This is a genomic window from Streptomyces sp. NPDC048331 (assembly GCF_043201215.1).
Taxonomy (GTDB): Bacteria; Actinomycetota; Actinomycetes; order Streptomycetales; family Streptomycetaceae; genus Streptomyces.
In genome coordinates this window covers 1-22,527 of record NZ_JBICYT010000030.1, presented here as the reverse complement: position 1 = coordinate 22,527, position 22,527 = coordinate 1, and the positions used below count along the sequence as shown (strand labels likewise).

At 72.1% G+C, this 22,527-nt stretch carries 19 protein-coding genes and 1 riboswitch; of the genes, 5 read left to right on the top strand and 14 right to left on the bottom strand.

The window, feature by feature from the left end:
• Positions 1-6: 6 nt before the first annotated feature.
• Both ACGFYY_RS31850 and ACGFYY_RS31845 read right to left on the bottom strand, forming a co-directional pair.
• Positions 7-1,416 carry a class I SAM-dependent methyltransferase gene (locus ACGFYY_RS31850; protein ID WP_393714733.1) on the bottom strand — a complete coding sequence of 470 codons (1,410 nt, stop codon included), beginning with the start codon at positions 1,414-1,416 and terminating at the stop codon, positions 7-9.
• Positions 1,417-1,593: 177 nt separating this feature from the next.
• Entirely contained in the window at positions 1,594-2,979 is a 1,386-nt protein-coding gene (locus ACGFYY_RS31845) for an NAD(P)/FAD-dependent oxidoreductase (RefSeq protein WP_365264544.1), read from the bottom strand.
• Between the two features lie 501 nt (positions 2,980-3,480).
• On the opposite strand from ACGFYY_RS31845, the gene ACGFYY_RS31840 reads away from it, so the two are divergent.
• A complete protein-coding gene (locus ACGFYY_RS31840; protein ID WP_393714731.1) occupies positions 3,481-3,753 on the top strand; it encodes a type II toxin-antitoxin system Phd/YefM family antitoxin in 273 nt (90 codons plus the stop codon).
• Positions 3,750-4,019 carry a type II toxin-antitoxin system RelE/ParE family toxin gene (locus ACGFYY_RS31835; protein ID WP_393714729.1) on the top strand — a complete coding sequence of 90 codons (270 nt, stop codon included), beginning with the start codon at positions 3,750-3,752 and terminating at the stop codon, positions 4,017-4,019. The genes ACGFYY_RS31840 and ACGFYY_RS31835 overlap by 4 nt, the downstream gene beginning before the upstream one ends.
• A 48-nt stretch (positions 4,020-4,067) precedes the next feature.
• Here ACGFYY_RS31835 and ACGFYY_RS31830 read toward each other — a convergent pair whose 3' ends face one another.
• The 7 genes from ACGFYY_RS31830 to ACGFYY_RS31800 all read right to left on the bottom strand — a co-directional run bounded on the left by ACGFYY_RS31830 (position 4,068) and on the right by ACGFYY_RS31800 (position 11,425).
• Positions 4,068-5,036, bottom strand: a complete 969-nt coding sequence (locus ACGFYY_RS31830) for an exopolyphosphatase (RefSeq protein ID WP_393714727.1) — start codon at positions 5,034-5,036, stop codon at positions 4,068-4,070.
• Positions 5,033-5,584, bottom strand: coding sequence for a DUF501 domain-containing protein (locus ACGFYY_RS31825; protein ID WP_365264539.1), 552 nt, complete (start codon positions 5,582-5,584; stop codon positions 5,033-5,035). Before ACGFYY_RS31825 ends, ACGFYY_RS31830 begins: the two co-directional genes overlap by 4 nt.
• 72 nt (positions 5,585-5,656) lie before the next feature.
• Positions 5,657-6,145, bottom strand: a complete 489-nt coding sequence (locus ACGFYY_RS31820) for a septum formation initiator family protein (protein ID WP_365264537.1) — start codon at positions 6,143-6,145, stop codon at positions 5,657-5,659.
• A 99-nt stretch (positions 6,146-6,244) separates the two neighbouring features.
• The gene (gene eno, locus ACGFYY_RS31815) at positions 6,245-7,531 is read right to left on the bottom strand and encodes a phosphopyruvate hydratase (protein WP_365264534.1); all 1,287 of its coding nucleotides are present in this window, start codon (positions 7,529-7,531) and stop codon (positions 6,245-6,247) included.
• A 285-nt stretch (positions 7,532-7,816) separates the two neighbouring features.
• Positions 7,817-8,545, bottom strand: a complete 729-nt coding sequence (locus ACGFYY_RS31810; protein ID WP_393714724.1) for a transglycosylase family protein — start codon at positions 8,543-8,545, stop codon at positions 7,817-7,819.
• 3 nt (positions 8,546-8,548) lie between these two features.
• Positions 8,549-8,721, bottom strand: a riboswitch (cyclic di-AMP (ydaO/yuaA leader).
• Positions 8,722-8,997: 276 nt separating this feature from the next.
• Positions 8,998-10,035: a transglycosylase family protein gene (locus tag ACGFYY_RS31805; RefSeq protein WP_393714722.1), complete on the bottom strand. Its 1,038-nt coding sequence runs from the start codon at positions 10,033-10,035 to the stop codon at positions 8,998-9,000.
• Positions 10,036-10,123: 88 nt separating this feature from the next.
• Positions 10,124-11,425 carry a cytochrome P450 gene (locus ACGFYY_RS31800; protein ID WP_393714720.1) on the bottom strand — a complete coding sequence of 434 codons (1,302 nt, stop codon included), beginning with the start codon at positions 11,423-11,425 and terminating at the stop codon, positions 10,124-10,126.
• 130 nt (positions 11,426-11,555) lie between these two features.
• On the opposite strand from ACGFYY_RS31800, the gene ACGFYY_RS31795 reads away from it, so the two are divergent.
• Positions 11,556-12,752: a globin domain-containing protein gene (locus ACGFYY_RS31795; RefSeq protein ID WP_393714718.1), complete on the top strand. Its 1,197-nt coding sequence runs from the start codon at positions 11,556-11,558 to the stop codon at positions 12,750-12,752.
• Positions 12,753-12,767: 15 nt separating this feature from the next.
• Here the strand turns inward: ACGFYY_RS31795 and ACGFYY_RS31790 are convergent, their stop codons facing one another.
• Positions 12,768-13,811 (bottom strand): nucleoside triphosphate pyrophosphohydrolase, encoded by a 1,044-nt coding sequence (locus ACGFYY_RS31790; RefSeq protein WP_393714716.1) that lies wholly within the window; start codon positions 13,809-13,811, stop codon positions 12,768-12,770.
• Positions 13,812-13,864: 53 nt separating this feature from the next.
• Positions 13,865-14,488 (bottom strand): SurA N-terminal domain-containing protein, encoded by a 624-nt coding sequence (locus tag ACGFYY_RS31785; protein WP_393714714.1) that lies wholly within the window; start codon positions 14,486-14,488, stop codon positions 13,865-13,867.
• Between the two features lie 279 nt (positions 14,489-14,767).
• Here ACGFYY_RS31785 and ACGFYY_RS31780 point away from each other — a divergent pair, with 279 nt between their 5' ends.
• Positions 14,768-17,191, top strand: a complete 2,424-nt coding sequence (locus ACGFYY_RS31780) for a YfhO family protein (RefSeq protein ID WP_393714712.1) — start codon at positions 14,768-14,770, stop codon at positions 17,189-17,191.
• Here the strand turns inward: ACGFYY_RS31780 and ACGFYY_RS31775 are convergent.
• The 3 genes from ACGFYY_RS31775 to ACGFYY_RS31765 form a co-directional block, all read right to left on the bottom strand.
• Positions 17,175-18,683, bottom strand: a complete 1,509-nt coding sequence (locus ACGFYY_RS31775; protein ID WP_365264513.1) for a serine/threonine-protein kinase — start codon at positions 18,681-18,683, stop codon at positions 17,175-17,177. The two genes, ACGFYY_RS31780 and ACGFYY_RS31775, sit on opposite strands and share 17 nt — an antisense overlap.
• Complete coding sequence (locus tag ACGFYY_RS31770; RefSeq protein WP_393714709.1) at positions 18,680-19,303, bottom strand: hypothetical protein; 624 nt, start codon at positions 19,301-19,303, stop codon at positions 18,680-18,682. Before ACGFYY_RS31770 ends, ACGFYY_RS31775 begins: the two co-directional genes overlap by 4 nt.
• A gap of 111 nt (positions 19,304-19,414) precedes the next feature.
• Complete coding sequence (locus ACGFYY_RS31765; RefSeq protein ID WP_393714707.1) at positions 19,415-21,445, bottom strand: class I SAM-dependent DNA methyltransferase; 2,031 nt, start codon at positions 21,443-21,445, stop codon at positions 19,415-19,417.
• A gap of 215 nt (positions 21,446-21,660) precedes the next feature.
• Here ACGFYY_RS31765 and ACGFYY_RS31760 point away from each other — a divergent pair, with 215 nt between their 5' ends.
• Complete coding sequence (locus tag ACGFYY_RS31760; protein WP_393714705.1) at positions 21,661-22,374, top strand: hypothetical protein; 714 nt, start codon at positions 21,661-21,663, stop codon at positions 22,372-22,374.
• Positions 22,375-22,527 lie beyond the last annotated feature (153 nt).

Sequence of the window (22,527 nt, the reverse complement as noted above, 5' to 3'; positions counted from 1 at the left end):
CCGCTGCTAGACCGTTTCTGCTTCCGTGTCCCAGGTGCGCAGCCTCAGGGGCAGCCGGGCGTCCCCGGCCGCCGTGGGGCGTACCGCGAGCACCTGGTTGACCCCGAGCCGGCCCCGCTCGAAGCCCAGCGCGCAGGCCGCCATGTAGAGCTGCCAGACCCGGGCCCGCCCGGGCGAGGTCAGCCGTACCGCCTCCGCCCAGTGCTCCTCCAGCCGGGCCACCCAGGCCCGCAGGGTCAGCCCGTAGTGCTCGCGCAGCGCCTCGACGTCACGGACCTCGAAGCCGGCCCGCTCCAGCTCGCCGACGGTGGTGCCGAGCGGCGAGAGCTCGCCGTCGGGGAAGACGTAGGCGTCGATGAACTCGTCGATCCGGTACGCCTCCTCGTCCGGCTCCGGCGGACGGGCGATCTGATGGTTCAGCAGCCGCCCGCCGGGGCGCAGCAGGGCGTGCAGGGCACGGGCGTAGTCCCGGTAGCGGTCGGCTCCGACGTGTTCGGCCATCCCGATGGAGGAGATGGCGTCGAACGGCCCGTCGTCGACGTCCCGGTAATCCTGGATCCGGATGTCCACCCGCTCCGTCAGTCCCTCGTCCGCGACCCGTTTACGGGCGTACACGGCCTGCTCTCGGGAGAGCGTGACCCCGGTGACCCGGACGCCGTACTCGCGGGCCGCGTGCAGTGCCATGGAGCCCCAGCCGCAGCCGACGTCGAGCAGCCGGTCCCCGGGCCGCAGGGCGAGCTTGCGGCAGACCAGGTCGAGCTTGTCGTACTGGGCCCGCTCCAGGGTGGAGCCGGGGCTCCAGTAGGCGCAGGAGTACACCATGGTGGGGCCCAGGACCCGTTCGTAGAAGTCGTTGCCGACGTCGTAGTGGTGGCTGACGGCCCGGCGGTCCCGGCTCTTGCTGTGGCGGGTTCCGCGCCGCCTGGAGGCCGCCTCCTCGGCGGGGGGCGGGGGCGGGGGCAGCGGTCCGGCGATGGCGATCAGCTCGCGCGCGGCGGCCCGGTGGGCGGGGTCGCGCCACCGCGCCCCCGGCAGGTCGGAGAGCGCGGGCAGCCCGGCGCGGCGGGCGATGCCGCCGAGGGCCGCGAACGGTCCGGGACCGCCTTGGGCGGTGGAGACGGTGAGGACGACGGGCGGCGGGTCGGGCTCGCGCGCCCACAAGAGGCCCGCCACCCGGTCCAGCAGCTCGAACAGACTTCCCTCGACCGTCAGTTCGCCCGCTACCCAGGCCCTGGCCAGGCCCAGCTCGCCGGGCCTCCAGAGCATCCGCCGCACGGCTCGGCGGTCGTGGATGACGAGCACGGGGCCGTCGGGCGGGCCGGCCTCGCTGCCGTCCCAGGCCCGCACACGTACCGGCAGCGGGGCACCCAGCAGGGTCTCGGCAACAACGGCGAGCCGCGGCGCGGCGTCGGTCATGGCGCACCTCCACAAAACTCCGACCCCTCCGTCTACCCATCCCGGGCCCCGGGTACGCCGAAGGGGCCGCCCGCACCACGGATGGCGGGCGGCCCCTTCGGGGTCGTACAAGTCGTACAGGTGCAGCGGTTGGAGCAAGTGGAGCGGGTGGAGCTCAGCTCCTGCCGGTCGGAACCGTCAGGAGGCCTTGGCCTTCGCGGCCGGGGCAGCGGCGGCGGCCGGGGCCGGCGCCGGCTTGGCGGCCTCGTAGAACTCCTCGCGCGGGGTCTCCAGCGCACCGAGGGAGACGACCTCGCGCTTGAGGAACATCGCGAGGGTCCAGTCGGCGAAGACGCGGATCTTGCGGTTCCAGGTCGGCATGGCCATGCCGTGGTAGCCACGGTGCATGTACCAGGCCAGCCGGCCCTTGAGCTTGATCTTCGTCTTGCCCATGACGATCATCGCGACGCCCTTGTGGAGGCCGAGGCCCGCCACCGCACCCTTGTTGGAGTGCGAGTACTCGGCCTGCGGGAAGCCCCGCATGCCCGAGATGACGTTGTCGCCGAGGACCTTGGCCTGACGCAGCGCGTGCTGGGCGTTCGGCGGGCACCAGGCGTTCTCGACGCCGGCCTTGCGGGAGGCGACGTCCGGAACCTGGGCGTTGTCGCCGGCGGTCCAGATGTAGTCCGTGCCCGTGACCTGGAGGGTCGGCTGGGCGTCCACGTGGCCGCGGGGGCCCAGCGGCAGGCCGTAACGGGCCAGCACCGGGTTCGGCTTGACGCCGGCGGTCCACACGATGGTGTTGGAGTCGACCTCGAGGCCGTTCTTCAGCACCACGTGGCCGTCCACGCAGGAGTCCATGGAGGTGCTGAGGTAGATCTCGATGCCGCGGGACTCGAGGTGCTCCTTACCCCAGGTGCCGAGCTTGGGCCCGACCTCGGGAAGGATCTTGTCGGCCGCGTCGACCAGGATGAAGCGCATGTCCTCGCGCTTGATCGTGGAGTAGTACTTCGCGGCGTCCCGAGCCATGTCCTCGACCTCACCGATGGTCTCCGCACCGGCGAAGCCGCCGCCGACGAAGACGAAGGTGAGGGCCTTGCGGCGGACGTTCTCGTCCGTCGTGGACTCGGCCTTGTCGAGCTGCTCGAGGACGTGGTTGCGCAGGCCGATGCCCTCTTCGACGCCCTTCATACCGATGCCCTGTTCGGCGAGGCCGGGGATCGGGAAGGTGCGGGAGACGGCGCCGAGCGCGATCACCAGGTAGTCGAAGGGCAGCTCGTACGCCTCGCCGACGAGCGGCGTGACGACGGCGACCTTGCGGTCCTGGTCGATGCTGGTGACCCGGCCGGTGAGAACCTCTGCCTTGGGCAGCACGCGTCGCAGCGGGACGACGACGTGCCGAGGCGAGATGCTGCCTGCGGCCACTTCAGGGAGGAAGGGCTGGTAGGTCATGTACGAGCGCGGGTCGACGACCGTGACGGTCGCCTCGCCGTAGCGCATCTTCTTCATGATGCGCTTGGCTGCGTACAGGCCTACGTACCCACCTCCTACAACGAGGATCCTGGGACGCTCCGTGGTGCTCATGGAACGAGTATCCAGCACCCAAAGGGGTGTCGCTCGTGAGCCCCTTCACAAGGACGGGGAGACCCTCTGCTACACTCCGCCGCCCACGTGACGGAGGTCATGACGCGGGATGGGAACCAGAAGGTGTCCGGAGTCGTTGTTCACCCGTCCTGAACTGGCCTCCAAGGCCGAAAGCGGACTGGACCACAGGGCTTCGTCCATACCTCTGACGCGGACCCCGTCGCCTCCGTCGATCGCACGAACGAGAGCGAAAAAGGGCCTGCGGGCCTCCGGAGGACCCCAAAGGGCCCCTCCATCGACTCCATAGACCCTTTTTCCTTGTGAAGAACTTCACGAAGTTGATGTGGATCACGGGCGCGGCGACCCCGAAACAGCCCTCACGGACTGGTTCGAAGGTCGTTCAAGCGATCGACCAAGCGATTCCATCCAGCATTCCCGGTGAACCCGCACATGTTCACTGCCGGACCGGTGCGTGTACACCTCCGCGCGTACACTGCTGTCATGAGTGAGAACGCAGTGACCGTGCGCGAGGCCCGCGCCCATCTCGCGGACCACATCAATCGGGCGGAGCAGGGCACACCGACCATAATCACCCGTAACGGCGCTCCGGTGGCTGCCCTGGTCCCCATCGCGGACTTCAACGCGCTCGAAGAGGCGGCGGACGAACTGCTCGCCCGCGAGGCGGAGGCCGTGCTGGCCGAAGACGGTCCGACTGTGACCATGGCAGAGCTGCTGGCCGACCTGTTCAGCGAGCGGGGTGACGGAGCGGCGTGAAGTACGCGTTCCGGTTCACCACGGCGGCGCAACGACAGCTCCGGGCGATCGACAGGCCGACCGCGATGCGCATCCTCGCCGCGCTGACCGCGCTGGGAGACGATCCGTACCGCGAGGACGCCGACGTCGAGAAACTCACCGGACCGTCCGGCCTCTACCGGCTCCGGGTCGGCAGCTACCGGATCGCCTATCAAGTCCTGGACGGTGAGCTCGTCATCCTCGTCGTCAAGGTCGGCGACCGGCGCGACGTCTACCGCAACATCTGAGTCCGACGTGACGACGGCGCTCCGGTCGGCCGACCGGAGCGCCATCGTTCAGCGGCTCCTGCCGGCCTCGGCGTCTTCCGCGGTCTTGATGGCGATGCCGTCGAGGATGTCGTGCTCCGACACGACAACCTCGGAAGCGCCGATGCGCTCCATGATCGCCAAAAGCACCAGCGCGCCCGCGCCGATCACGTCCACCCGGCCCGCGTGCATCACGGGGATCGCCGCGCGCTCCGCGTGCGTCGCCGTCAGCATGCGCTCGCTGATCGCGCGCACCTGCTCGTAGGAGATCCGGGAGTGGTGGATCGCGGAGGACTCGTACGCCGGCAGTTCCAGCGCGATCCCGGCGACCGTGGTCACCGACCCGGCCAGGCCCACCAGGGTGCGCGCCTCGGCCAGCGGGACGCTCTCGGCGGCCAGGTCCAGCGCCGCCTCGATGTCGGCCCGGATCGCGGCGACCTGCTCCGCGGTCGGCGGGTCGGTGACGACCCCGTCCACCACCAGGTGCCGCTCGGTCATCCGGACGCAGCCGATGTCCACGGACCGGGCGGCCCGTACGTGCTCCTCGCCGACCACGAACTCGGTCGAGCCGCCGCCGATGTCCACCACCAGGAAGGGGCGCTCCAGGTGCTCGTGCGCCGTGAGCTCCTTGGTGGCGCCGGTGAAGGAGAACTCCGCCTCCTGGTCACCGGAGATCACCTCGGGCTCGACGCCCAGGATGTCCAGGACACCCCGGACGAAGTCCGCCCGGTTCTCCGCGTCCCGGGAGGCGGAGGTCGCCACGAAGCGCACCCGCTCCGCCCCGAACTCCTTGATCACTCCCGCGTACTCACGGCAGGCGGCGAAGGTACGCTCCAGTGCCTCCGGGGCCAGCCGGCCGGTCCGGTCCACGCTCTGGCCCAGCCGGACGATCGTCATCCGGCGGTCCAGCTCGATCAGCTCACCGGTGGCCGGGTCGCAGTCCGCCACCAGCAGCCGGATGGAGTTCGTACCGCAGTCGACGGCGGCGACCCGGGTCACGCGCCGGACTCCTGCTCGTCCGTCTTCTTCTCCCCGCACGGCACGACGCAGGCGCCCTTGGCCCACCACTCCGGCAGCATGGCGAGGGCCTCGTCGCCGAACGGGTTCACCCCGGGGCCGGCGGCCAGGGAGTGGCCGACCAGCACGTGCAGGCACTTCACCCGGTCCGGCATGCCGCCGGCGCTCGGGAAGCCCTGGAGCACCTCGATGGCGTCGCGCCGCTCGATGTAGTCCTCGTGGGCGGCCTGGTAGGCGGCGGCCAGTTCCTTGTCCTCGGCGAGCCGGGCCTGCATCTCCTTCATCACGCCGTTCGCCTCCAGCGTGCCGATCGCGGAGGCCGCGCGCGGGCAGGTGAGGTAGTACAGCGTCGGGAAGGGGGTGCCGTCGGGGAGGCGCGGGGCGGTCTCCACCACGTCCGGCTGGCCGCAGGGGCAGCGGTGCGCGATGGCGCGCAGCCCGCGCGGCGGGCGGCCGAGCTGCTGCTGGAACGCGTCGATGTCCGCGTCGGTCGGCTCGGTCCGGTCGGTCTGGGGCGGGGGCGTCTGCATGCCTGGAGGAAGTCTCTTCGTTCTCGTGGATGGGTGCTGCGGTGCTGTGGTGCTTCGGCCCTGCGGGCCGGATCACTCGCCGGGACGGTCGGCCTTGTCGACGCCGTCCCAGACGTTGGAGTACCAGGGGCGGTCGGAGCCGGCCTGACCGGTCCGGTGCTGCTGCGGGGGCTGGGCCCCGGGGTCGCTCATGATGTAGCTGATCTCCCCCGGCCTCAGGAAGTGCAGGTGCTTGCGCGCCTGCTGCTCCGCGTAGGCGTCGTCCTGCCAGCGGGCCTTCTCGTCGCGGAGCCGCTCCAGGCGGTCCCGCGCGGCCGCGGCGGCCCGCTGCTGCTTCGCGATCTCCGAACGCTGGGAGACGTACTGGCGCATCGGGTACGCGAGGGCGACGACCAGCGTACAGAGGACGAGCACCAGGAGCGCGGCGCGGCCGGTGAGCCGGCTGCGGCGGACCTGACGCCGCGACTGCGACCGGTAGACGTGGGCGGCGGTCCGCTCGCCGAGCTGCTTGAGCCTCGTCGCGGTGGAGAAGGTGGAGAACCGATCCCGGTTCCCGGCCATTGGTCCGCCTCCCCTAGGTACGCACTACGCAATACGTCCCCGCACACGGTACGGGACCGAGTGCGGGGACGTACGGAGGCCAGCCCCTCAGGGGGGTGATTAGCCCTTGAAGCGCGGGAAGGCGGAGCGGCCCGCGTACACCGCGGCGTCGTCGAGGATCTCCTCGATGCGCAGCAGCTGGTTGTACTTGGCGACACGGTCCGAGCGGGCCGGGGCGCCGGTCTTGATCTGACCGCAGTTCACGGCGACGGCGAGGTCGGCGATGGTGACGTCCTCGGTCTCACCGGAGCGGTGGGACATCATGCACTTGAAGCCGTTGCGCTGGGCCATCTCGACGGCGTCCAGGGTCTCGGTCAGCGAACCGATCTGGTTCACCTTCACGAGCAGGGCGTTCGCGGAGCCCTCCTCGATACCGCGGGCCAGGCGCTCCGGGTTGGTGACGAACAGGTCGTCACCGACGATCTGGACCTTGGCGCCGAGGCGGTCGGTGATGGTCTTCCAGCCGTCCCAGTCGTCCTCGAACAGCGGGTCCTCGATGGAGACGAGCGGGTACGCCTCGACGAGCTCGGCGTAGTAGTCGGTCATCTCGGCGGCCGAGCGGGACTTGCCCTCGAACTCGTACTGGCCGTCCTTGTAGAACTCGGACGCGGCGACGTCGAGCGCGAGCGCGATGTCCTTGCCCGGGACGTAGCCGGCCTGCTTGATCGCCTCGATGATGAGGTCGAGCGCGGCGCGGTTGGACTCCAGGTTCGGGGCGAAGCCGCCCTCGTCACCCAGGCCGGTGGAGAGGCCCTTGGTGTGCAGGACCTTCTTGAGGGTGTGGTAGACCTCGGCACCCCAACGCAGCGCCTCGGAGAAGGACTCCGCGCCGATGGGGGCGATCATGAACTCCTGGATGTCCACGTTGGAGTCGGCGTGCGACCCACCGTTGAGGATGTTCATCATCGGAACGGGCAGCAGGTGCGCGTTCGGACCGCCGAGGTAGCGGAAGAGCGGAAGGTCCGAGGCCTCGGACGCGGCGTGCGCGACGGCCAGGGACACGCCGAGGATGGCGTTGGCGCCGAGCGAGCCCTTGTTGTCGGTGGCGTCCAGGTCGAACATGGCCTGGTCGATCAGCCGCTGCTCGGTGGCGTCGTAGCCGACGAGCTCCGGGCCGATCTGCTCGATGACGGCGAGGACGGCCTTCTCGACACCCTTGCCGAAGTAACGGTTGGGGTCACCGTCACGCAGCTCGATGGCCTCGAATGCACCGGTGGAGGCGCCGGACGGAACTGCAGCACGGCCGGTGCTGCCATCGTCGAGGCCCACCTCGACCTCGACCGTGGGGTTGCCTCGGGAGTCCAGGATTTCCCGGGCTACGACGACGTCGATGGACGGCACGAGCATCTCCTTCTGGGATGTGACGCTGAGTGTGCGGTGGCATGTCAGGCCGTGGGATGGCCTTGCCGCCTAGAGCCTAACCGGCTCCGGGCACTCGACCGCCCGACCGCCCGGACCCTGGGACGAAAAAGGGACCGAATACCCCTCTTCCGGGACATAGGGTCGCTTGATCATCGGGCTACTGGGCCGAACGCGGCACCGCCCGGCGCGTGAGGCACGCGCCGGGCGGTGGGAATCCTGCACGGTGTCAGCTGACGCCGCGTACATGTTCCCGCGGTGCTACCGCGGTGTTCAGCTGAGCTTCAGCTTCTGACCCGGGTAGATCAGGTCGGCGTCCACGACGATGTCCTTGTTGAGCTCGAACAGCTGCTGCCAGCCGCCCTTGACGCCGTTGGCCTCGGCGATGGTGCCCAGGGTGTCGCCCGACTTGACCTCGTACGAGCCGTTGCCGGTCTTCGGCGCGACCGGAGCCTCGGCGCGCTCGGAGCGGGTGGTCGGAGCCTCGGGACGCTTGGTCTCCTGCTTCGGCGCGACCTTGGTCTCGGTCTTCTTGGTCTCGGTCTTCTTCGTCTCGGCCTTCGGCTTCGGCTTCGACTGCGGCTTGGAGGCCGGGGCCTCGGCGCCGCCACCGGCGTAGGAGGAGTTCGACAGACCCTTGCCGCAGGACGGCCAGGCGCCCTTGCCCTGGCTCTTGAGGACCTTCTCCGCGACGGCTATCTGCTGCGCCTTGGTGGCCTGGTTGGCCTGCGGGGCGTAGGACTTGCCGCCGAAGCCGGACCAGGTGGAGGGCGAGAACTGCAGGCCGCCGTAGTAGCCGTTGCCCGTGTTGATGGCCCAGTTGCCACCGGACTCGCACTGCGCGACCTTGTCCCACTCGGACGAGGTGGCGGCGCTGGCGGTGCCCGCGGCCATCAGGGGGGCGGCCACGGCCACACCGGCGACACCGGCGAGCGTGACGATCCGGACAGACCGCTCGATTGCAGTACCGCGACGGTGCTTGCCCTTGCCGGAAAGCAGCATGGAGTTTCTCCTCACCGACGCCTACGAGGTGAGCTGTCGGGTTCGGGCGAGTGAGTTGCCCGGCCGTGCGACCTAGCGCACGTCTTGACCCCAAGCCGGTGGCGTGACCGTCTCTCAACGGCCGCTCCCGGCACCTACCTTGGTTCCCCCGCTCCTGCCTTCGGCGCTTGACGCGACGACTGTTCCCCCCGTCCGCCGGCAGGATTCGGCGATGCGGTCGAAGGAGCTCGCGGTGGCGAGCGATTCAGAAGGTAGACAGGTCTCTCCCCGATGTTCAACGAGCAACATCGGGGAGAAACGACCCCTACTTGCGTCCCTCGCAGGGGTGTTTGCGCAGGTGAGGGCAGGGTTTGCGCAATGCCCTGGGCGAGACACGCCAGTTGACCGGAAGAGACACATGTCTCACTTACAGAAATCCGACATTCGACTCTTTCCGGATAACTGAACTGTCCTTATTGCGGGGTTAGATCCAGGTTCTGACCCGGCTTGATGAGGTCGGCGTCCTCGCCGATGACCTGCTCATTGGCCTGGTAGAGACCGTTCCAGCCCCCCTTTACGCCCTTGGCAACCGCGATGGTCGCCAGGCTGTCGCCCGCCTGGACCGTGTAGACGGGGTTCGACGAGGCGTCAGGCAGAGCCGACGGGTCGGCCTCCGGCGCACCGCGGTGCTTGCCGTTGCCCTCGACCGGAGTGGCACCGGTGGTCTGCGGGACCACCGGGGTCACGGGGGCCGTCGGGTCGACCGGGGGCAGCCCCGGCGTGACGGGCGCGGTGGTGGGCGGCGCGGTCGGGTCGACCGGCTGCGTCGGCGCCGTCGGGTCGACGGGGGTCGGCGTATCGGTCGGGTCGCCCGGCTGCACCGGGGCCGTCGGGTCGACCGGGGGCGTCGTCGGGACGTCCGGGGCGGGCATGACGGGCAGTCCGATGGACGGGGCGTCGGGAATGAGGAACGGGGTGCTGGACGGGCTCGGGTCCGGGGCCGGGGTCGGGGATCCGTAGTCCGTGGACGGCTTGCTGCCGCCGGTCGACGGAACGGCGTCGTCCGGGCGGGACGGTGCGGGAGTCAGCGGGCCCCGGCCGCCGGGCAGACCGGGGTCCACCTGTGCGGCGGGGCTCTCCTTGACCAGGCCGGCCGAGGCCGCGCACAGCGGCCACGCCTGCGGCCCTGTCGAGCCCAGCACCCGCTCGGCCACGGCGATCTGCTGCGAACGGCTCGCCAGGTCGGGGCGCTCGGCGAATTCGAGCCCGCCGGCGCTCTGCCATTCCTCCTGGGTGAACTGGAGTCCGCCGTAGGCGCCGCTGCCGAAGTTGGCGCTCCAGGAGCCACCGCTCTCGCACTCGGCGACCTTGTCCCATGTGGACGTGTCGGCGGCGGTGGCGCTGGTGGCGGCCAGCAGAGGCATGGCCAACGCGGAGCCAGTGACACCGGCTGTGACGACCAGCGCGGGGACCTGGCGGGGGCGTCTGTGACGGCCGTTCCCGGAGAGCATGAGGGATCACCTTTCGCATAACAGCGGGGTAACGGCAGAACCTAGCGGCCTTCGAACGATTGTCACAAGTTCAAGCCGGATCTGACTTTTAATCAGGTTTCGCGCAAGTGTTTTGAGCCGCGAATCGAACGGGAAGAGTACGTAGCCCTCGCATGATCAACCCACCACGCCAGCGCAGGTCTTGGGGCGGAACAGCCAGTTCCAGATCAGGCAGACGCGTCAGCAAAGTCGCGAGCGCGGTCTGCCCTTCAAGTCGTGCGAGCGGAGCACCCAGGCAGTAGTGGATGCCGTGCCCGTATCCGAGGTGCTGGTTGTCGGTCCGGGAGAGGTCGAGGGTATCCGGCTCCGCGAAGCGCTCCGGATCCCGGTCGGCGGCCGCGAGGACGACCAGGACCGGGTCACCCGCCTCGATCCGCATGCCGCCGAGCGTCAGCGACTCGGTGGCGAACCGCCAGGTGGCGAGTTCCACCGGGCCGTCGTACCGCAGCAGTTCCTCGACCCCGGTGGCCAGCATTCCGCTCTCCCCGGCGGCGAGGGAGCGCTGGAGGCGCTCGCGCTGGTCGGGGTTCATGAAGAGGGAGTGGACCCCGTTGCCGATGAGGTTCACGGTGGTCTCGAAACCGGCGAAAAGCAGGATGAAGGCCATGGCGGTGGCCTCGCCCTCCGTCAGATGGTCCCCGTGGTCGCTCGCCCGGATCAGGTCGGAGATCAGATCGTCGCCCAGATCATCCCTTTTGCGGTGAATGAGTTCACCGAGGTAGGTCCGCATCTGCTTGACCGACCGGGCCACCCCGCCGCGCGGACCGCCGCCGTGGCGGATCATCATGCCGGCCCAGTCACGGAAGTCGTCCTGGTCCTCGCGCGGGACCCCGAGCATGTCGCAGATGGCATAGATGGGGAGCGGGAAGGCGAACTCGTGAATGAGATCAGCCTCACCTTTCGCCGCGAAGGCGTCGATCAGGTGGTCGGTGAGCGCCTGCACCCGCGGGGCGAACTCGGCGACCCTGCGCGGGGTGAACGCCTTGGACACCAGCCGCCGCAGCCGGGTGTGGTCCGGCGGGTCGATGTTGAGCAGGTGCGTCATCAGCTCCGCCTTGCGCTCCCCCGGGATCCCGGTCCTGCCCTTGGCGTGCGCGGGCCCCGCGTGATGCGCCGGATTCTTGCTGAGCCGCTGGTCGGCCAAGGCCTGGCGGGCGTCGGCGTACCGGGTGACGAGCCAGGCCTCGACTCCGCTGGGCAGCTTGGTGCGGTGCACCGGGGAGTGCTCGCGCAGCCAGGCGTAGGCCGGGTAGGGGTCGGTCGCGAACTCCCAGTCGAAGAGGGTGGGGCCCTCGGTGGAAGAGGTGTCCGCGGTGGTCTCGGCGGGGGTTCCGGAGGTCTGCTCGTGCACCTGACGACCGTATCCCGGCGCCGAACCCCCATCCGATATAGGCGGTTCGTCGCGGCTGTCCGTAGATCGGCCATCCCTTGACCTGAACTTCTCCGGCATTCCTACTTTCGGTTTTGTGGATGTCAGGATCTTGAAGAGCAGTTTCGCGGTGGTGGAGCGACGAGCCGAGCACGCCGTCAAGTTCTTCTACTCCCACCTCTTCTGGCACAACCCCGGCATCCGCGCCCTCTTCCCGGACTCCCCGCACGACATGGAACGCCAGCGTGACCGGCTCTTCGCCGCGCTCACCCACCTGATCGCCCACCTCGACGACGAGACCCTCGGCCCCTACCTGCGCGACCTGGGACGCGACCACCGCAAGTTCCTGGTCCGCCCCGAGCACTACGCGGCCGTCGGCGCCAGCCTGCTCGCCGCGCTCGCGGAGACCTCCGGCGCGGCCTGGACCCCGTCCGTCGAGAAGGCCTGGGCCGAGGCCTACCAGGTGATGGCCGACGCGATGACGGCCGCCGCCGACACCGGCGAGGACCCGCCGTGGTGGAACGCGGAGGTCGTGCGGCACCTCCAGTACGGAGATGACATAGGCGTCCTCACGCTCCGGCCGCACGTCCCCTTCCCCTATCTCCCCGGCCAGTACACGAGCGTGAGCAGCGAACGCCTCCCGACGACCTGGCGCACCTACTCCATCGGTAATGCCCCCCGCCCCGACGGCACCCTCGATCTGCACGTCAGCCGGGTCGACCGGGGCCGGCTGAGCACCGTCCTGGTCCGCGAGACCCGGCCGGGCGACGTGCTGCGGCTCGGCGCCGCCGGCGGGCAGCTGACCTTCCGCCGCGCGGACCGCCCGGTCAGCCTGATCGCCGCCGGCACCGGTTGGGCGCCGATCCGGGCCCTGGTGGAGGATCTCGCGGAGCGCCCTCCCGATCAGGACGTACGGCTCTTCGTGGTGGCGCGGGACGGCGCGCACCTCTACGACCGCCCGCTCATCGACGCGTACGCCGCCCGCTGCGGTTGGCTCGCCGTCACCTACATCACGCCCGCGCCCGGGCAGCACCGCAACCAGGCCACCGACCGGCTCGCGACCGCGCTCGGCCACCGGGGACTGTGGCCGGATCAGGACGTCTACCTCAGCGGTCCGCCGCAGTTCGTCGACGAGACCGCCCACCTGCTCCAGGAGCTGGGCGCCTGCCCCGGCCGCCTCTTCCACGACGCGCTACCGGCCCGCGGCCCCGGGTACGGGGAGCGGCCGCTGGGCTTCGGCGAGTGGTTCCTGGACCGCCCGGCGCCGCACTGGCTGGACCCCTCGGCCCGCGCGCCCAGGGAGTACTAGGAGAAGGGCGGGCCGCTACCGGCCCGGACCCGCGAGGCCCTCGGCCGCCCGGATCGCGTCGCGGTAGGCGCGGGCCGCCGCGCGCAGCGCGGTCTCGGGGTCGATCCCCGCCGCCTCGGCGCGTGCCGCGAGCTCCAGCAGCTCGTACCCGATGCCCTCGCCGCGGGGCAGCTCCACGGCCACGCCGCCCGTACGGGCCCGGCCCGCGAGCTTGGCGGCGAGCGCCAGACCGGGCTGGCCGACCGGGATGCCGTCGGTGACCGATTCCCGCCGCTTCTCCACCGCCTTGGTGCGCTGCCAGTGCGCGCTGACGTCCTCCGGGGTCTCGGCCTTCGCGTCGCCGAAGACGTGCGGGTGCCGGTGGATCAGCTTCGTGACGAGCGCCCCGGCCACGTCGTCGATGGAGAAGGCCTCCTCGCCGTCCTCGCCGTCCTCACCGTCCTCGCCGTTCCGGCCGGCCTCCTCGGCGATCCGCGCGTGGAAGACCACCTGGAGCAGTACGTCGCCGAGCTCCTCGCGCAGCTCCTCGCGGTCCCCGTCCTCGATGGCCTCGACCAGCTCGTACGCCTCCTCGATCGCGTACTTGGCCAGGCCCCGGTGGGTCTGCCGGGAGGTCCACGGGCACTCGCGCCGGACCCGGTCCATCACCTGGACCAGGTCGAGCAGGCGGGCGCCGGGCAGGTCGTACGAGCCCGGCAGGAGTTCCAAATCGGGCATGGAGACCCGGCCCGAGCCGGCCAGCCGGGCCAGTCCGTCGGTGAGCCGCTGGTCGCCCTCGCCACTCGGGAGCACCACGACCGTACGGCCGCCCGCGCAGGCCTCGACCAGCGCGTGCGCGTCCGGGCTCTCGAACGCGACCTCGATGCCCGCCTCCCGCAGATACGGCAGCTGCGGGTGGCCGGGGTCGGCGCACAGCACCCGGTCCGCGGCGTGCAGGGTCTGCCACGCCGGCCAGGACAGCACGCCGGGGGCGACCCGGTGGCTGGTGGTCAGCAGGACGATGCGGCCCGTGGGCTCGTCGGCGTCGGGGGTGGCGGTGGGTACGGAGTGGTCGGTCACCCTCCGAACCTACCTCCGACGCGTCGGCCCACGGCCCGGGGGGACCCGGAGCGTCAGGCTCCGGCGGGCGCCGCCTCGGGCCGCGTCCGCTGGTCGATCCAGGGCGTCTGCCCGGTGCCGAGCTTGATCTCCTTGGCGTCCCAGGCGCCGTAGCGCGGGTTCACCTCGATGTGCAGGGCCTCGACGGCGGCGCGGGCCGGCTCCTCCAGCTTCCCGGCTCCGTACTTGGCGGTGAGCGCCGTCAGGAGCACCCGGTCCCGGAGGAAGCGGTCGACCTGGCCGGGGGCCATGGCCCCCTTCTGCAACAGCAGTGCCTCGAACTGCTCGTTGCCGCCGTTCTCCTCGACGTACGCCTTGCGTTCGTCCTCGATGTTCTTCGGGGTGGCCGTGAGCCCCGCGGTGTCGGCCATCTTGTCGATGATCCGGCTCTGGAGGAGGGCGTCGAGCTTCTGCCGTTCCAGGTGGGGGGTGCTCGCGATGAGTTCGGCGGCGGCCTGCCCGGAACGGTTCTGCGCCGCTCGGACGTCGTTCACCTGGGCCTGGAGCGCGGAGGTGGTGATCCGTTCGCCGCCCACGACGGCCGCGGTGCCGGGGCGCGGTTCGCCCGAGCAGGCGGACAGCAGGGGCGCCGCCAGCAGCAGGGCGGCGGAGACGGAGAGCGCTGTGCGACGGTGCAAAGGAGCCTCCAGGGCCGGGAGATTGTGCGTCGGTGCACAAAGGGCCGTGCGGTGATCGATGTTATGAGGTCACGGTGATCCGGACCACCGGTTCGACCAACGATTCACGCGCGGACCGAACACGGACCGTTCATAGGCGAGTCGACGGGCTCCGGGGTGTGCGGCGCGCCACCCGTCACCCATCCTGGGTACCTCGCCGCCCGGGCCACGGCCCGGATCGGCCGCCGGCAACCCTGAGGCCATCCTTCGGTCACCCGACCCTGCCAAGGTCGGCCCACCATGTCGACAACGCACCGCTCGCCGCGCTCCTTGCCGCGTACCTCGCCGCGTCCCGCGCCACGTCGCTCGCCGCGCCGCTCCCCGCGCCGCCGGAGTCTGCTCGGCTCGGCGCTCGCCGCCCTGCTCACCGCGGTGGCCGTGTGCGCCGGGGACGCCGCCGCCCGCGTGTTCCCCTACGGAAGCCGCCACCGCAGCGTCAACGACCTCGGCAACCAGTTCGTCCCCTTCCACGCGCAGCTGTGGGACCTGCTGCACGGCCGGGCGGAGGGCGGGCTGCTGTTCAACTGGCGCCCCGGCTACGGCATGAGCTTCCTGCCGGACCTGGGCACCTATCTGACCAGCCCCTTCGCCGTTCTCGTCGGGCTCTTCCCGCGCACGGACATCGACCTCGCCGTGTACGTCGTCACCGTGCTCAAGATGTCGGCCGCGGCCGCGGCCATGACCTGGCTGCTGCGCACGCAGCGCCGCGGGCCCTGGTGGGCGGCCGGGCTGTTCGGAGCCTCGTACGCCCTGTGCGGCTGGTCGGTGATCGAGGCCTCCTACAACCCGATGTGGTTGGACGGTTTGATCGCCTTCCCCCTGCTGTGCCTCACCGGGGAGTGGGCCCTGCGCGGGCGCCGGATCCTGCTCGCGCCGTTGGTGGTGGCGGCCTGCTGGACGGCGAACTTCTACACCGCCTACATGGCGACGCTGGGTGCGGCCCTGGTGCTGCTGGTACGGGTGGTGCTCACGCGCGAGGGTGTCCGGGCCCGGACGGCGGTGATCGCGCGGGCGGCGGGGACGACCGTCCTCGGGATCGCGCTCGCGGCACCCGTGCTGCTGCCCCTCTTCCTCAGCTCCGGGCAGGCGTACCCGGGGTGGGTCAAGGAGTTCCGGCCGGTGTCCTCGGCCGACCTGTTCGCGCGGCTGCTGCCGGGGACGTACTCCTTCTCCTCGCCGGCCCTGTTCGTGGGCACCGGAACCCTGCTGCTGGTGGCCGCCCTGCCGTTCCACCGGGCGGTCCCCGCCCGTACCCGGTGGTGGTGGACGGGGCTGACCGTGGCCGTGGCGCTCTCCCTCCAGTGCGCGCCCACGCACCTGGCCTGGCACCTCTTCGCCACCCCGAACGGAAGCCCGTACCGACAGACCTTCGTGTGGGCCGGGATCGCCGTGATCGCCGCCTGGACCGGGCTCGCCGCCGGGTTGCCCCGGCCGCCGGCGCTGGCGGCCGGGGCGGGCGTATCGGCGGCCGCCGCGCTGTGGGCGTACGACAGCCCGCTGGCGACGGCGGCGGGCTACGCGCTGTTCGGCGGCGGGCTGGCACTGGCGGCCGCGGCCTGGTGGGCACTGCGCCACCGCCGGCTCGCGTGGCCGGCAGCCGGGGGGCTCGCGCTGGTCCTGCTGACGCAGGCCGCCGCCACCACCGCCTACGGCCACAAGGGCACGTTGGGCGGCCTGGACGACTACCCGTCCTGGGGGCCGGCGCACACCGCGCGGGCCGAGGCCCTGGCCGGCGCCGAGGGCTGGCCCGCCTACCGCACCGACCCGGGCCGACCGGCCCTGACGGGCAACGACCCGCTGCTGCTGGGCGGCGAGGGCGGCTCGTACTACAGCAGCCACACCCCGGACGTGTTCACCCGCACGATGGTCGCGCTCGGGGCGGGCTGGACCTCGCGCGGACGCAACGTCCAGAGCCTCGACAACCCGGTGACGGACGCGGTCTTCGCGGTCGGCGCCCGCCTGCGGCCCGACGGCACGGTGCGGCGCGCCGAGGTGCCCCCGCTGGTGACGACCCGTCCGCCCGGCCCCGCCCTCTCCTACGCCGACGACTCCCCCTTCGCCAACCAGGAGCTGTTGCTGGGCGCCCGGGTGTACGAGGAGCCGCTCGCGCCCGGGGTGTGCCGCGCGGGCACGGAGGCCTACCTGTGGGCCCCCGCGTACAACGCGACGGCCCGCCTCGCGGACGGCCCCGCCTTCCGCCTGAACGGCAACGCCCCGCGCAACCGGGCGGCCCTCCAGCCGCTGGGCCCCTCCCGCGGGAACTCCTCGGCCCTGGTCTTCGACGCGGCCCCGCCCCCGCGGTGGACCCTGTCCTGCCTGGACCGGACCCGGCTCGACACCGCGGTGGCCGGCCTGCGGGCCACGGCGGCGACCTCGGTCCGGGTCGGCTCCGCCGAGGTCCACGCCACGCTTGCGCCGGGCACGACCGGCACGGCGGTCCTCTCGGTCCCCGCGATCGCCGGCTGGACCTGCGAGGGCCGCCCGGCCGCCGATCACCTGGGCCTGGTGGCGATCCCGCTCTCCCCCGGCACCACCACGGTGAGCTGCGCGTTCCGCCCGCCCGGTCTGATCCCTGGGCTGGCGGTCGCGGCGGGTGCGCTGGGGATCGTCCTGGTCACGGCCCTGCGGGTACGGGCCCGGCGCCGGGTCAGCGCACCTGGCTGAGCCAGTGCAGGGTGCGGCGGATCTCGGCCGGGAAGGGGTGGGCCGGTCCGTGCAGCCGTTCCGCGTCGAACAGCAGCCGGGCCAGGGTGTCGTGGGCCGCCTGCCGGTCGCCTAGGGAGAGCAGCAGGTGGGCGATCCGGCGGCGGACCTCCAGCGGCAGGCCCGGGTCCGGGTTGGCGTAGTGGTTCTCGAAGAACGGGAGCAGCGAGCGGTACTCCGCCAGGGCGGCGGCCGGCTCGCCGAGTTGCTCCAGGCACTGGGCCGAGTCGTAGCGGAAGCGCAGCGACTGGGGGTCCCCGGCCGGGAACTCGTCGGCGAGGCGGCGCAGTTCCGGCAGGGCACGCCGGTACTGGCCGTCGTCCATGAGCGTGGCGGCGTACTGCTTGCGCAGGGAGCGGACCACCGGGGAGTGCTCCCCGTGCTCGGCGGCGGCCGCCGGCAGGATCCCGCCGAGGATGTCCACGGCCTGGGTGAGGCGCCCCTCGTCCAGGAGCTTGCGGGCCTCGTCGACGGCGCCGGGGACGTCGGGCTTGGGCGGCGCGGGCGGGCTGCTCGGCCGCGGCGGGATGACCGCGGCCCGGTCCGGCCAGGGTGCCTGCGGGCGCAGGAAGGGCCGGGTCGGGTCGAGCGGGCCGGACGGGGTGCGGCTGCCCCGTGCGGGCAGCAGCGGGGCCAGGGCCTCGTAGACCTCCTGGGCGGAGGAGGGTCGGTCCTGCGGGTCCTTGGCGAGGAGGTGGAGCAGGAGCTTCTCCAGCTCCGGCGGGATCTCCGGGCGTATCTGGCGGACCGGGAGCGGGGGCTCGTACAGGTGCCGGTGCAGGACGCCGAGGGCGGTGGATCCGGCGAAGGGGACGTTGCCGGTGAGGAGTTCGTACAGCAGCACGCCGAGGGCGTACAGGTCGGTGTACGGGCCCACGGCGCCGCCCATGGCCTGCTCGGGGGCCATGTAGGCGGGGCTGCCGATGGGCGAGCCGGTGCTGGTGAGGCGGGTGGTGTCGGTGTCCATGACCGAGGCCACGCCGAGGTCCAGGACGAGCACGGTGCCGTCCGGGCGGACCATCACGTTGCGGGGCTTGAGGTCCCTGTGCACGATCGGCACCGCGTGCACGGCCGACAGGACCGCGCACAGCTGCGCGACGACGGCGACCGCCCACTGCCAGGGGTAGGGGTCGTGCTCGGCGAGGTGGTCGGCGAGGTCCGCGCCCTCCACGTAGCCCATGACGAGGAAGAGTTCGTCGCCGTCGCTGCCCGCGTCGTGCACGGTGACCAGGCCGGGATGGTCGACCTGAGCGGTGACCCGGCATTCCCGTACGAAGCGGCGGCGCAGCTCCTCGGCGACGGTGCCGGGGCCGGCGACCTTGTCGGGGCGCAGCAGTTTGACGGCGACGCGGCGGTCGAGGCGCCGGTCGTAGGCGGTCCAGACCTGGCCCATGCCGCCCTGGCCGAGGACGGTCGCGAGCTGGTAGCGGTCGCCGATGAGCCGGTCGGTCACTGCTGCGGGTCCTGGAACGGGGTCCGGTGGGGATCCTGGCGGGGGCCCCCGGTCGGCGGGGTCTGCTTGCGCAGCAGCTCGCTGAGCTCGTCGAGTTCGGCGCGGACCTGCCCGATGCGCGGGGCGGCGGGTGCCTGCGGGGGTACCTGCGGCGGCTGCATCTGACCCGGGACCGGCGTGGGCGCCTGGGGCGGGTACCCGTACGCGGGCGTGGTCTGCTGCGTCGCGGCGTACGGGGCGGACTGCGCCGGGTACCAGTGCGCGGCGGCGGCCGCCGCCTTCGCCTCGTGGTGGCGGATGTCGACGGTGAGGAAGTAGACGCAGCTCGCGAAGGTGGTGATGAGCATGCCGGCGAGCGCCAGGTTGCCCTGCCAGCCGTCGTCCTCGGGCGTCTTGTCGAGCTCGATCAGCACGACCCACAGGGCGCAGAGCGCGATCGTGGTTCCCATCAGCACCCAGTCACGGGTCTTCCGGGTCAGCAGCGCGAGCCGCAACATCGAGGCCCAGGCCAGGAAGCCGCAGCTCAGGAGGGGGAGCAGCGTGAACAGCACGCGCAGTGCCACCACTCCCCCGGAGGTGGGCCGGGGACCATGCTGCGGCGGGATGCCGGGGCCGTGCATCGCTGCTCCTGACGGGCCGTGCGGAAGAGGTTTCGGGTCTGAGGGTATACAGCGTTCCCGGCCAGGGGTGAGGGGATGCGCGCAACCGTTGCACGCTCGCTGCACGGCGGTTCACTCCGGCGTGACCGTGCCGTCGGAGAGGCCGTCGTGGAAACCCTGTACGAGGTGTTCGCCGAGCCGCGCCGCCAGCCGTAGCGCGTCCTCGAACTCGGCGAGCGCCTGGAAGCGTTGCCCGTAGCTCTGCTGCTGGGTCAGGGGCAGCCGGGGCAGTTGGAGCCTGCGGACGTCGAGCCGGGTGGCGGTGGAGGCGTGGCTGCTGGCGCGGCGGGTGTTGGCGGTGCCACGGAGGAATCCGGCCAGGAACCACGGGTCGAGGGCGTCCGGGTCGGGGCGCAGCAGGGCCAGGCCGCGGCCGGGTACGGCGCCCGCGGTGGTCTCGCCGACGACCCGGGCGACGGCGGCGCCGCCGACGAGGGGGACGAGGACGTCGCCGGGGGTGGTGAGCAGGGGCTCGTCGGCGGTGGGCGCCAGGGTGCCGGTGGGGCCTCCTCCGACGTAGACGTCCTGTTCGGTGAGGACGGGGGCCGAGCCGGTGCCGCCGCCGGTGCCGGTGTGCAGTTCCAGGGCTCCGGCGCGGGCCAGTTCGCCGACGGTGGTCATCGGCGGTCGGACCGTGCCGCCGGCGGGCGCCGCCGCGGCGGGCGGGGTGAGGCGGGCGGCCCGGCCGAGGGTCTCGCCGAGCCGCTCCCGTACGGCGGTCAGCTCGGCCGGACCGCCCGCGGCGGTCGGCGGGGGCAGGTGGCGGGCGGGGGTGAGGTCCACGTCGTCGTCGAGCAGTTCGATGACGGGGACGACGCGGCTGACGCCCGGCGTCGGCGTCACCGAGCCGGTGCGGTCGTACGCGCTCCACGCGGCCGGCACCGCTTCGTGCACGGCGGGCCAGGCGGAACGGAGTCCGTCGTCGGCGGCGAGGGCCGCGGTGTCGATGAGCAGCAGCCCGGCCGGGGGCGCCGCCTGCGGGGCGGGCCGGCGCAGCACCCACAGGTGCAGGGGGATCCCGTACGGGGGCGCGGCGCCGGCCGGGAGCGCGACGACGGCCCGTAGCGCGCCGCGGCGCAGCAGGTCGGCCCGGATGCGGCGACCGGAGCGGCGGGCGGCGACGGCGGGTGGCATGAGGAGCACGGCGGTGCCGCCCTCGCGCAGGTGGGCCAGGGCGTGCTGGACCCAGGCGAGTTCGGATTCGGTGCGGGCCGGGAAACCGTATTCCCAGCGCGGGTCGTAGGCCAGTTCCTCGTGGCCCCAGCCGCGTTCGTTGAACGGCGGGTGGCAGAGCACGGCGTCGACGGTGTCCTGGGCGAAGGCGTCGGCCCGCAGGCTGTCGTCGGCGGCGGCGCGGACCTGGGGCGTCCCGTTCAGGGCGAGGCGCAGGGCGGCGAGGGCGGCGAGTTCGGGCGCGGAGTCCTGCGCGTACAGGGTGGTGGCGCCGCGGACGGCCCGCAGCAGGGTGCCGGTGCCGCAGGCGGGGTCGAGGACGGTGCGGGCCGCGGGTCCGACGAGGGCGGCCATCAACCCGGCGAGGCCGTCCGGGGTGAGCGTGTACTGGCGGGGGTTGGCGTCGAGGTGGCGCCCGAGGAGGAACTCGAAGGCCTGGCGGGCCCCCAGTTCCGCGGCGAGTTCGGCGGCGGCCCGCAGCAGCGGCACGGCGGTCGGGGGCAGCGGGATCTCGGCGAGCGCGTGGCCGGGCCCGAGGCGGGCGCCGAGCACTTGGTCGAGCACGGGGCGCAGCAGGGTGGCCATGCGCGCGTCGGACACCGCGGCCGCCTCCAGCCAGTCGGCGGGCCGGTCCCGTACGACGAGCAGGGCGCCGCCCGCCTGGACGAGGGCGGTGACGGCTCCGCCGGGGTGGCCGGCGATCTGCTGCCAGACGCGTTCGCGCAGCGGGACCTCGGCGAGCTTGCCCTGGGCGCGCAGCCAGTGCTCCACCTCGTCGAGGGAGAAGGAGGGGCTGGTCTCGGTACCGCCGACGGGCTTGGGGAAGTCGGCGTGGCGGCGTCGCCAGTTGCTGACGGCCGCGCGGCCGACTCCGGCCAGGCGGGCGACCTCGGCCGCGGTGACCTCTGCTGCGGCGTTCTCCTCGGGCATGTCGGGGAGCTTACCCGCTCACACCGGAGAGACCGATTCACAGCGTGAACTCAGAAATCTAAGCCACTCATGTTGACTCGGTTCACACGAATCTGCTCTGATCGGCACGTCATCACCCGCCGGACCGTGGGGGTCCGCATCAAACGGAATACAATCTTCCGATTCTCCTTCGATCCGCCTTCACCCCCACCCTCCAGAAGCCTTAGAGAGTCCCCATGCGCACCGCTCACCGCTTCACCACCACCGCCGCCCTCGCCTGTGCCGCCGCCCTCGGCCTCACCGGATGCTTCGCGTCCGGCCCGTTCGCGGACCTGTCGGGCTCCGAGGTGGCGGACAAGTCCGTGGACACCCTGCGCGGCGCCGCCTCGCTCACCGTCAGCGGCAAGATCTGGGACGAGGGCAAGCCGATGGAGCTGAACATGGCCGTCAGCAAGTCCGGGGACTGCCGGGGCACGATCGCCGGCCAGGAGGGCTCCTTCGAGCTGATCCGCTCCGGCGAGCTCGTGTTCATCAAGGCGGACGAGCCCTTCTACCGCTCCCAGATGAAGGACATGCCCAAGGACGAGGCGGACGCGGCGGTCACGATGCTGGCCGGCCACTGGCTGAAGTCGAAGGCCTCGGACGCCGACTCCAAGGAGCTCGCCTCCCTGTGCGACCTGGACGAGCTCCTCAAGGACTTCGACGACAGCAAGGGCGCGGAGAAGGGCGAGGTCACCTCGGTCGACGGCCGGAAGGCCCTCACCCTGACCACCAAGACCGACGAGGGCACCGAGACCCTGCTCGTGGCCACCGAGGGCAAGCCGTACCTGCTCAAGGCGAGCATCACCGGCAAGGAGCCGGCCGAGGTCTCCTTCAGCGGCATCGACAAGCCGGTGAACGTCGAGGCGCCGACCGGCAAGGACGTCATCGACGCCGACCAGCTGGGCTGAGCCCGGCACACGGGAACGGGGGGGGGGGGGGGGGGGGGGGGGGGGGGGGGGGGGCCCCCCGCGCGCGGCCGCCCCCCCCCCCCCGCGCCCCCCCCCCCCCCCCCCCGCGGGGCCCCCCCCCCCCCGCCCCGGCGGGGGGCGGGGGGCGCACGC